11 protein-coding genes and 2 tRNA genes are annotated in these 10,046 nt (G+C 53.1%); 7 read left to right on the top strand and 6 right to left on the bottom strand.

The window, feature by feature from the left end; translation table 11 throughout:
* Positions 1–158: 158 nt before the first annotated feature.
* From dnaQ to VEB01_RS02490, 5 genes are all read left to right on the top strand, one after another.
* A complete protein-coding gene (dnaQ, locus tag VEB01_RS02510) occupies positions 159–878 on the top strand; it encodes a DNA polymerase III subunit epsilon (RefSeq protein WP_324872527.1) in 720 nt (239 codons plus the stop codon).
* A gap of 51 nt (positions 879–929) precedes the next feature.
* Positions 930–1,019: transfer RNA gene (locus VEB01_RS02505), tRNA-Ser, on the top strand.
* A gap of 39 nt (positions 1,020–1,058) precedes the next feature.
* Positions 1,059–1,703 carry a response regulator gene (locus VEB01_RS02500; protein WP_324872526.1) on the top strand — a complete coding sequence of 215 codons (645 nt, stop codon included), beginning with the start codon at positions 1,059–1,061 and terminating at the stop codon, positions 1,701–1,703.
* 20 nt (positions 1,704–1,723) lie between these two features.
* Positions 1,724–1,811, top strand: a tRNA-Leu gene (locus tag VEB01_RS02495).
* A gap of 506 nt (positions 1,812–2,317) precedes the next feature.
* Positions 2,318–3,139, top strand: coding sequence for a hypothetical protein (locus VEB01_RS02490; RefSeq protein WP_324872525.1), 822 nt, complete (start codon positions 2,318–2,320; stop codon positions 3,137–3,139).
* On the opposite strand, the gene VEB01_RS02485 is transcribed toward VEB01_RS02490, so the two are convergent.
* Genes VEB01_RS02485 through VEB01_RS02465 form a run of 5 tightly spaced genes read right to left on the bottom strand, consistent with a single transcriptional unit; the run spans position 3,124 to position 7,207 of the window.
* On the bottom strand, positions 3,124–3,699 hold the full coding sequence (locus VEB01_RS02485) for a YbhB/YbcL family Raf kinase inhibitor-like protein (RefSeq protein WP_324872524.1): 576 nt from the start codon (positions 3,697–3,699) through the stop codon (positions 3,124–3,126). The genes VEB01_RS02490 and VEB01_RS02485 overlap by 16 nt on opposite strands.
* Before the next feature lie 41 nt (positions 3,700–3,740).
* Positions 3,741–4,178 (bottom strand): universal stress protein, encoded by a 438-nt coding sequence (locus VEB01_RS02480; RefSeq protein WP_324872523.1) that lies wholly within the window; start codon positions 4,176–4,178, stop codon positions 3,741–3,743.
* Positions 4,179–4,210: 32 nt separating this feature from the next.
* A complete protein-coding gene (locus VEB01_RS02475) occupies positions 4,211–4,711 on the bottom strand; it encodes a hypothetical protein (protein ID WP_324872522.1) in 501 nt (166 codons plus the stop codon).
* 31 nt (positions 4,712–4,742) lie between these two features.
* Complete coding sequence (locus tag VEB01_RS02470; protein WP_324872521.1) at positions 4,743–6,632, bottom strand: ATP-binding cassette domain-containing protein; 1,890 nt, start codon at positions 6,630–6,632, stop codon at positions 4,743–4,745.
* 53 nt (positions 6,633–6,685) lie between these two features.
* Positions 6,686–7,207 carry a YcxB family protein gene (locus VEB01_RS02465; protein ID WP_324872520.1) on the bottom strand — a complete coding sequence of 174 codons (522 nt, stop codon included), beginning with the start codon at positions 7,205–7,207 and terminating at the stop codon, positions 6,686–6,688.
* A 169-nt stretch (positions 7,208–7,376) separates the two neighbouring features.
* On the opposite strand from VEB01_RS02465, the gene bfr reads away from it, so the two are divergent.
* Together bfr and VEB01_RS02455 are read left to right on the top strand one after the other, a co-directional pair.
* Positions 7,377–7,844, top strand: a complete 468-nt coding sequence (gene bfr, locus VEB01_RS02460; RefSeq protein ID WP_324872519.1) for a bacterioferritin — start codon at positions 7,377–7,379, stop codon at positions 7,842–7,844.
* Between the two features lie 124 nt (positions 7,845–7,968).
* A complete protein-coding gene (locus VEB01_RS02455; RefSeq protein ID WP_324872518.1) occupies positions 7,969–8,175 on the top strand; it encodes a (2Fe-2S)-binding protein in 207 nt (68 codons plus the stop codon).
* A gap of 173 nt (positions 8,176–8,348) precedes the next feature.
* On the opposite strand, the gene VEB01_RS02450 is transcribed toward VEB01_RS02455, so the two are convergent.
* Positions 8,349–9,626, bottom strand: a complete 1,278-nt coding sequence (locus tag VEB01_RS02450; RefSeq protein WP_324872517.1) for a porin — start codon at positions 9,624–9,626, stop codon at positions 8,349–8,351.
* Positions 9,627–10,046: the final 420 nt, after the last annotated feature.

Raw genomic sequence — 10,046 nt, 5'->3', positions numbered from 1 at the left:
CTCCAGTTGTTCGCGTTCAGCGGGTGTGATGACCAGTTCGGCTTTCGGGCGGCCGTTTTTCATTGGGTATCTCCTCAAATCTAAAGACACCCAGAAATTAAGCAAGATTTATGCTACGTATTAATGGGACAGGACACTAGGGCGGAGCAAGAAGACTCATGCGACAAGTCGTACTTGATACTGAAACAACCGGACTCGACCCAATGGAAGGTCACCGCGTCATTGAAATCGGTTGCGTGGAACTCATCAATCGCAGACTGACAGGAAACCGTTTTCACGTTTATCTGAATCCCGAGCGGGACATTGACCCCGGAGCCGTTGAAGTACACGGCCTGAGTGCCGAGTTTTTAGCAGATAAACCTCGCTTTGCCGATGTTGCCGAGGATCTTTTGGCGTATATCAAAGGCTCGGAACTGATTATCCACAATGCTCCGTTCGATATCGGATTTCTCAACCATGAATTGCGATTGCTACCTAGCCGTTTTGCCAGCGTCGCCGACTATTGCACCGTTCTCGATACACTGGCACTCGCCAGAAAGAAACATCCTGGACAGCGCAATAATCTGGATGCACTGTGCAAACGATACAGCGTAGACAATCGACACAGAGAGCTTCACGGAGCCTTACTCGATGCTGAAATTCTAGCCGAAGTCTATCTCGCAATGACCGGTGGTCAGACCCTATTGGTGCTGGAGCCGGAATCAACAAATCAGAGCGCCAATAAATCACAGCAAAAACCAAGATCGACTATTTTAGTAAATCGCCCAGAGCTTAAAATAATCCACTGCAGCGAAACGGAACTCCAAGCGCACACCTCCAGAATCAATGCTATCGATAAGGCGAGCAACGGAAAATGCCTCTGGAAATCGCAAAGATAGAACCGAAGAGGCTTATGAGTTATCCTTATGAGAGAAAGATTACTGAATCAAGGAGAGGTGGCTGAGCGGTTTAAAGCGGCGGTCTTGAAAACCGTTGACGGTTGATCCCGTCCGGGGGTTCGAATCCCTCCCTCTCCGCCATATTAAGGTAAGCGCCACCTGGTTTTCGCTATTGACGTTATGATCGGCATTCTTCTGGTAGATGATCATGAACTGGTTCGAACGGGCATCGAGCACTTACTAAACGAAGCCGAGGACATGAAGGTAATCGGCGTAGCGCGCTCAGGCGAAGAAGCCATAGAGCAAGCCGACCGGCTGAAACCGGATTTGATTTTAATGGATATCAATATGCCGGGCATAGGCGGAATAGAAGCATGCCGAAAGATCAATCAGAAACATCCACAGGTAAAAATTGTGGCTCTGAGTGTGTATGCTGACGGACCATTCCCTTATCAACTCCTGAACTTAGGCGCCCACGGCTATGTCTCGAAAAACTGCCCTGTCAGCGAACTGATAAATGCCATTCGGACGGTATCTGACGGCACGCGTTACCTCAGCCAGGACGTCGCCAGTAAAATGGCCTTAGCCAAGCTTCCAAACCAATCCTCGTCTCCATTCGACGATTTGTCTTACCGCGAACTGCAAGTCGTCATCATGACGCTGCAAGGCCGATCGATTCAGGACATGGCGGACATGCTGACAATCAGCCCCAAAACGGTAAATACGTACCGGTATCGGGCGTATGACAAGTTGTCCGTCAAAAATGATGTGGAACTGACTCGGTTAGCAACAAAATACGAGCTTATCAGCGACGCCCCCGTCTGATGCGCGTACAAGTCTATATTGCCTCGGTGGTGGAATAGGTAGACACACGGGACTTAAAATCCCGCGCCCTAACCCGGCGTGCCGGTTCGATTCCGGCCCGAGGCACCAATACCTTTTTAACTCCGTAAACGGCTCATGCTGCATCTAAACACCCGGCACATTAATGAGTCGGTCCTGAAGTATTCATAATGCACTGACTGATATAGAGAATCCACGTATATCGCCGGGTGTAATGCGTAAGAAAACCGATAACGTGGTGTCGATTTCTTGGAAATTTGGGAGCGTTGCATAAAGCCAAGAGAACCTCGTGGTGTGAATCAACAGGATCTATTTCGGATGGTGTTGCCAAACATCATCGATAGTCGGCATGAATTGGTTCGCTTGGCGAAGGCCATAGACGGGTCGTCCCTGAACTCCGCGTTGGGGAGTATTGCGCGGAGACTGCTTGTAGCCAGCCACCGTTGCGGATCTGCGGCGAGCAGTATTTCCAGCATGAGTTTCCGTGCCCTTCGAGTTCGCGTCGCGCTGGAGCGGCCGCGGGTATAAATGCTGTTGCAGATGACGATCGAGGCGGCCAAGCGTTTGGACCTCGTGAAGGCATCGAGTGTGAGCGGGTGATTCTGGATACGACGGTGATGGAGAAGGCCGTAGCCTATCCGACCGATTCGCGGTTGCTGGAAAAGGCGCGCGAACGCTTGGTCGTCGAAGCGCAGCGCGGCGGTATCGAGCTACGTCAGAACTACAACCGACTCGGCCCCCGCTTAGCCTGCCAAGTGGGGCGCTATGCCCATGCCAAGCAATATCGGCGGATGCGCCGCGGCATCAAACAACAACGCACCTGGGTGGGCCGGATCGTCCGCGACATCGAACGCAAACACCCTGAGGCGCCACCGTTGCCGTTGCAGACGTTATGGGAGCCGGTACGGCAATGGTGGCGCCAGAAGTCCAAGGATCGTCACAAGCGCTATGCGTTGCATGCGCCGAAAGTCGAGTGTATTTCGAAAGGTAAGGCGCGAACGCCCTATGAGTTCGGCGTCAAAGTCGGCGTGGCCGTGACCGCGCGGGAAGGTTGGGTCGTTGGCTGCCGGTCGCTGCCGGGCAACCCCTATGATGGCCATACCGTCAGCACGGTGATCGAACAGGCGGCAATCCTCACCGATCGCACCATCCGGCAGGCGTGGGCCGACCAGGGCTATCGCGGCCATGACGCTGGGCCGGCCCACGTCACGATGCACCGGCCGGGACGGCGCAAGCAGAGCCGCGCGGCGCCGGGCCATGACTCGGCGCTTCATGATCGAAGCGGTGATCGGCCACATGAAAAACGACGGGCGTCATCTGGCCAGGAACTGGCTGAAAGGCGCCGTGGGCGATGCGATGATCCATGCGGTTTTGGCCGGTGTAAGAAGCTCGGCGAACGGAATTACTTGGTGCGCTGATAGAGACCGATCAGTTCAGCTTGCGCCAGAACATGCCCTTGCATGGCTTTCTCAAGCTGAACTTTCGTCGGCTTATGCAGATCGGGCAACAGAGTGTCGAGCGCATAAAGCTTATGGAAATAGCGATGCCGACCTACAGGTGGACAAGGCCCGCCATAGCCCGTCCGTTTCCAGTCGTTGATCCCCTCGGCGGTCCCGGAGGGTAAAGAGTCTACCGAGATTCCTTCCGATAAATCGGCCAATGTCGGCGGAATGTTGTAGAGCACCCAGTGCACCCATGTCATTTTAGGCGCCTTCGGGTCTGGGGCGTCGGGATCGTCCACGATCAGGACCAAGCTTTTGGCGCCCTCGGGCACACCGGACCAGGACAACGGTGGCGACAAGTCTTGGCCGTCACAGGTTAAACGTACCGGCATGTCGCCGTTGTGGACAAATGCTGATGATTCGATCTTCATGGACATACCTTGCCCTCCTTTAGACTCCATCGGAATGACTGCATGACTGGAGATTAGCAGCGCGCTACCGAGTAGCGTCAGCACCCAACACTTACTCACATTCATAAGCCTGGCCTCCTTGCCAATCAATGAGAAACAAAAATCTTTTAACCCTGAAGACGGACAGCCAGGACGTCGCATTCGGCATGGTGAATCACGCTGGCGGCCGTGGAACCGAGCAACAAGCCGATGCCGTGCCTTCCATGCGAACCTATAACGATCAAGTCTACCTGCTGCTCCTTCGCGATACGGATAATTTCCACCTTGGGACTTCCGATTTCAACCCAACGGCGGTCTTGAGGTATGGCCAAACGGTCGGCAATCTCGGCCAGACGTTTCTGCGCCGCATCCACCATCTGGTCCGTCAAGTCGATGTCGAACGGCACAATGGGCCCGTAAGATGAATCCATGATAGGCATATTCTCCACCACGTGGACAATATCCAGTCCCGCATTGTACTTTTTCGCCAGATCATGAGCCCGTTGGATCACCTGCTCACCATGCTCGGAAAAATCGGCTGCCAATAAAATTCGCCGGTACGCCATCGCGAGTCTCCTATTCTCTTTCTCTTCAGCGGTCACAGGGTCCGATCGAACAAGACCATCATAATCTGATAGCTTACGACCACGTACCCGAAAGCCAACCCAACACCGAAAAAGAATGGAATGGCTAGAGCGTGTCGCAAGATATGCCCGACTACGGCCAAGTGCCACAGCATCAACACCGTGAGAAGAATATAAACCGCCTTAGCCTCCGGCGTCACCAGCACCCAGGCGAGAAGCGGGACCGCCGCCGCGCTAATCAAAGCATCACAAGCGTATAACGCGGTAGCCGTTTGCAGAAGGCGGGGTATTTTTTTTCCCAGATGGAGCGTCATGTACAGGAAGCCGAACAGCATCAAACCTTCGGCCACGGCTTCGATTAACGCTCCCGCCCAATTGCCCTCTAGCCCGAGCAGCACGATACCTACGATCATATAGGCCAAGACCGCGAGACCCAGCAGGAAGTTCGACGCAGGAGTGTCCTGAGGCCCTTTCTTAAAGAAACAGATATCAAGAAACAGTTTTATCAGAGACATGTTTATCCTTCGGCTGCAAATTCGCACTCGCTCAAATTTCACCCGAGGCCGAGTCCAAAGCCTCGCTCGCCTCCAACCAGGCGGACTCCGCGTCGGCCATTTGCCGGTCAACGCCGGTCTTCTCAATCAACAGAGCCTGCAAAGCCGTCTTAGAGTCGCTCTGATACAACGCCGGATCCGACAGCCGCTCTTCGAGACGCCTTTTTTCACAGGTCAATTTTTCCAAAGAAGCTTCGGCTTGCTCTAGCGCCTGCTGAAAAGGTCTCAACACACGACGCCGCTCCGCATCCAAGCGGCGCTGATCTTTGCGGGAAGGTGCCGCCTTGTTTTCGGTCGGAGCTTGGGACATCGCGCGACGATTGCTCAACCATTGCCGATAGTCGTCCAAATCACCGGCGAATTTCTCGACCAATCCGTCGGCAACCAGCCAGAAATCGTCGGCAACCGTCCGAAGCAAATAACGGTCGTGAGAGACGAGCACCATTGCCCCCTGGTAATCCTGCAAGGCCAGGTTAAGCGCGTCACGCGCATTCAGATCAAGATGGTTGGTGGGCTCGTCCAGCAACAGGAGATTCGGCTTCTGATAGATCAGAAGAGCCAGCGCAAGCCGGGCACGCTCTCCACCGGAAAAAGGCGCTACCGGTTCCACGGCCTGATCGCCGCAAAAACCGAATCCCCCGAGGAAATTGCGCAAATCCTTTTCTACGGCTTTGGGATCGAGCCGCTGCACATGCTTAAGCGGGCTTTCGTCAACCCGCAACTGTTCGAGCTGATGTTGTGCAAAATAACCGATCCGCAGGTCTTGCGCCTCTAAACGCTCCCCGGAACACGGACTCAAGGCACCGGCCAATAATTTGATCAGGGTGGATTTGCCGGCTCCATTCGTGCCCAAGAGTCCAATACGCTCTCCCGGGGTTAGAGTCAGATTGACGCCGCTCAAGATGGCTTTCGAGCCGTACCCCACGCCGGCATCATCCAGTTTCAACAAAGGCGAAGGCAGCTTATCTGGCGGCAGAAAAGAAAATTTGAAGGGCGAATCGACATGCGCCGCAGCGATCAACTCCAGCTTGCTTAACGCCTTCAGGCGGCTTTGCACCTGACGGGCCTTAGTGGCTTTCGCGCGAAACCGATCCACGAATGCCTGAATGTGCGCGACTTCACGCTGCTGCCTTTCGTAGGCCGCTTGCCGCTGCCCCAGAACCTCCGCACGTCTCACCTCGAACGCGGAGTAGTTTCCGGAATAGAGCGTAACCGTTTGGTTCTCGATATGAAGCACATGGTCGACGATATCGTCCAGAAAATCCCGATCATGGGAAACCAGCAGCAAAGTGCCGGCATATTGGGACAGCCATTCCTGGAGCCAAATAACAGCGTCCAAATCAAGGTGATTGGTGGGCTCATCGAGAAGAAGCATGTCGGAACGACACATCAGGGCTTGCGCGAGATTGAGCCGCATCCGCCATCCACCGGAAAACTGGTTTACCGACTTGGCCTCATCGCTTGGCAAAAACCCAAGACCGGACATCAGCTTGGCGGCACGAGCCCTTGCCTCATAGCCCCCTATTGTATCGAGCCGGGAATGAAGCTGCGCCAGCCTTACACCATCATCGCTCTCCTCCGCCTTCTGAAGATCCGCCTGGATAATGCGCAATTCCCGGTCGCCATCCATAACGTATTCCAGCGCAATCTGATCGTTTGCCGGAGTTTCCTGGGCCACATGGGCGATATCCAGATTGGGCGGCATCGAAATTTCGCCCGCATCAACCTGAATCCCTCCCAATATCAGACGGAACAAACTGGACTTACCAGCCCCGTTCGCGCCGGTGATACCGACTTTTTCACCGCTGTGGATGGTGAAGGAACCATCTTCGAATAGCAGGCGCTGACCGCGTCTCAACGCGACCGATTTGAAATTAAGCATGCAGATGGAGCGCCATGCCGGCGCCCGATGATCGTATAGAACTAAACGTAGGTTTAAGCGGCTTGCTCGATGCGCCGATCCGCTTCTTTGACGAACTCATGCAGATCCCCTTTCTTGACGGTAGCTCGGGGAATAATCAGAGCCGTGTCGATGGTTACAAAAAGAAAGGCGTATTTCTTAGTCATCTCGACACGAAGAACATCGTTCCATTTCACCCGAGACTCGCCATTCCGATTAACCTCCACCAGGACATGCGGCTCGACCCGCAGGGTGTATGTGCCGAGGATACAGGCCTTCTCCTCTTCCGAGTACATCTTCCGGAGCTGTCTGCGCAGGCTTCCCTTGAAATAGATTGGGGTCAAAATCCCCCATAACGCAGCAATCACGCCCACATAGATCGCAGAAAGCGTATCTTGATAGTAAAACCACAAGAACAGCGCAATGAGAGCCATGATACCGGGGAAAACTGCCTGATGACGACGCAAGGTTTTCTGCCAGCTCGCGGAGTTCCGCAATTGATGTTCGTTGAAAGCAATCAGGTCCTGTTCACGGACTTCGTATTCTATTTGGGTCATACGTCTATCAATGGTATTTGTCGAACACCCCACTGCCGCTAAAGCACCGGCAGCACGTCCCCCTGGGCGCAAAAGGATGACTAGTATACGTAATTCTGTTTCAATTTACCCACTTCGGTAGGTTGCCCTTGCCGAAGCCGGATTTGCTGCCGCATAACGGAGAACAACAATGAAAGGCAATGCCGATGTTATCGCACGACTAAACCATTTGCTGGTGGGCGAGCTGACTGCCATCGATCAGTACTTAACTCACTCTAGAATGTATAAAGACTGGGGGTTTCATCGCCTGTACGAACGCATCGATCATGAAACACAGGAAGAGCGATCCCATGCCGACCTATTGATTAACCGAATTCTTTTCCTCGAAGGCGTACCCGATCTGGGCAAGCGCGACGCACTGCAGATCGGCCAGGACGTACCAAGCATGCTCAAGAATGATTTGGCTTTGGAATACAAGGTGATTGACGAGCTTAAAGAGGCAATGGCGTTCTGCGAACGCGTCAGCGATTACGTTACGCGGGACATACTTCTGGCGCTCCTTAAGGATACCGAAGAAGACCACGCGTATTGGTTGGAGACTCAGCTCGGCCTAATCGATAAAATCGGACTGCAAAATTACCTACAAACTCAGCTGTAATTTTTAAGTCTCAACACTTCGTCGAGCCCCATGCCTTTCAGCAAGGCAATTCACAGCAAATCTTATTTGATAATAATTATCAGTTGTACTAGTATTAAACCAGAGTTTCTCATCTGGTCTTGTTATGTACATCTGTATCTGCAAGAAAGTCACCGACGGACAAATCCGAAAGGCCGTACAGGAACAGGAGATTACGAACATGCGCGGCTTGCGCGTCAAATTAGGCGCCTGTGATCAATGCGGCAAATGTGCTGTTGAGGCTAAGCAGCTTATGCGCCAATGCCTGCACGAAAAGGCAGCGTCAGACCATAACCCACGTAGAGCCGCGTAACTTTTACGCTCCGACTTTGCCGTAGCGCCCGTCAAGGCGACGGCTATCATCACCCTGAGTTTTCCACTCAAGCGTTAATATTGAGCTCCGTTAAAACATAATGTTTGCGGAGTAAAAGACAGAAGTTCAGTAGGCGGACATCCCTGTCCAGCGCGAGAAGAATTCCTCGGTAATTAGAACGTTACGACCACGTCGGTGGAAAAGAGGAACTGATCGCTCTTCTTACCGGCGAAGCCCGTCGCCCCGCCACCGTTATCGAAAGCATCCGCATTATCCGCCCAATCGTAGCGCACATTCGGGCGAACCATGAGCCACTTCATCGGTTTCCAATTCAAACCCGCCGTGAATGCATAATAGCTTGACGCAGGAACCAACGATGCTCCAGGGACACCGGGTCTACCCGGTGAAAAGACCCGAACCCCGTCATCATCGCGAAACCACTCGGCACGGATACCAACCCCGAGTTCGTCGGTGATGTCATAGGTCAGATAGTTATTGAGCCCGTACCACGTCGCGTCCTGGCTGCCTATAGCCTTGTTCTGAAAGCCATGATCATGCTGGAAGGTGTAGTGCAGCCCCTCCATGATGTCGTGCTTGATCACGATGCTATAAATACTCCAGTTGTTGTGGTCCTGTTCCGAGGTTTCACCCGTAGTTCCCGTTACCGCTACTGAAGTTCCCTTGTCGTCGCTGGCCCAAGTTACGCCGCCGATACCGGCCCAGTTGCCAAGCCCCTTGTCCCAAGCACCATCCCAGCCGCCGGTAACGCTACCGGTTACGCCGCCCGCCGTTACCGTCCAGTTCTGATCGATCGGGTAGCTCAACAACACACCGGTATGGGTGAACGGCTCTCCAAACTGCATGGTGTAAGCGTGCGAATAGAAGAAGTTATCCGGCGCCGTCACCACTTCGTTGCCGATGATCGTGTAAAAATGTCCGATCTTCGCCGTGATGCCATTGCCGAAAGGCGCGAATATTTCGAAGTAGGCTTGGGGAAGTGCGATGTCATAGAAACGCTCGTCATTGATCAGACGGAGATCCCAGTGCCCCGTGGGCGAACCGTACGCCTGCGTAAATTGGGCATCGGTTCCGAACATAAAGTCGAAGCGTCCGCCGAAATCCCAGGAATCCCCCTCCGTATTGACTGCGCGCTGCAGGTAAAAGTAGAGCTGATTTAGCTGAAACTCGGAGGCTCGGTCGTTGAATGTCACTGGACCGTTGAATCTTCCGGCGGGCTCATTCGCATTGTAGGTGATACCGGCATTGATCCAGCCGCCGACCTTTAGACCCAAGTCTTTCATGAATTGGGTTTCGTTGACATCGGCGCCCATGTAGCCGAGCAGCCCGGTAGGCTCACTCGCTTCCTCCGCACTCACGGAGGCGGCAAAAATCGCCGTGAAAACACCTAAAGCTATAGGCGCCATGCGGATCTTGAATAGATTCTTGTTCATATTACTCTCTCAAACTCATAGAACGGCAGACTTAAAGCAAGTCCTATACCAAGACAAAAATGAAACAGATTCAATAAATCCAGCGAGGCATCAGGAAACTTTTGCACACTCTTAGTGCGCATTTCCGATTAATTGCACCAAAACAACACTTCGTTGTTTTTACCTCATTCACCCATAAAGACTAGCCTAAAACCATAGGGAGTCAACAATTTACAACAATATTTTGCCATTTAACAACACAATTTCCATGAGAAAGCGCAATCCGGTGCTGGCTATGGGCTAGGTTCTGTTGACATTTCGGGAGCTCTCCGGCGATGTCGCTCGCCATTTACGAAATGGCGAACCGATTAACAGTCACGGAGAATGAATGGCGTATCCTCTTTCCGATTTTGGCGGCTCAAAAACATGTATATATCGGCG

Origin of the sequence: Methylocaldum sp. (assembly GCF_035627495.1) — a bacterium.
GTDB lineage: Bacteria > Pseudomonadota > Gammaproteobacteria > Methylococcales > Methylococcaceae > Methylocaldum.
Note: the sequence above shows the minus strand (reverse complement) of the source record. Positions and strands in the feature narration are given on the sequence as shown.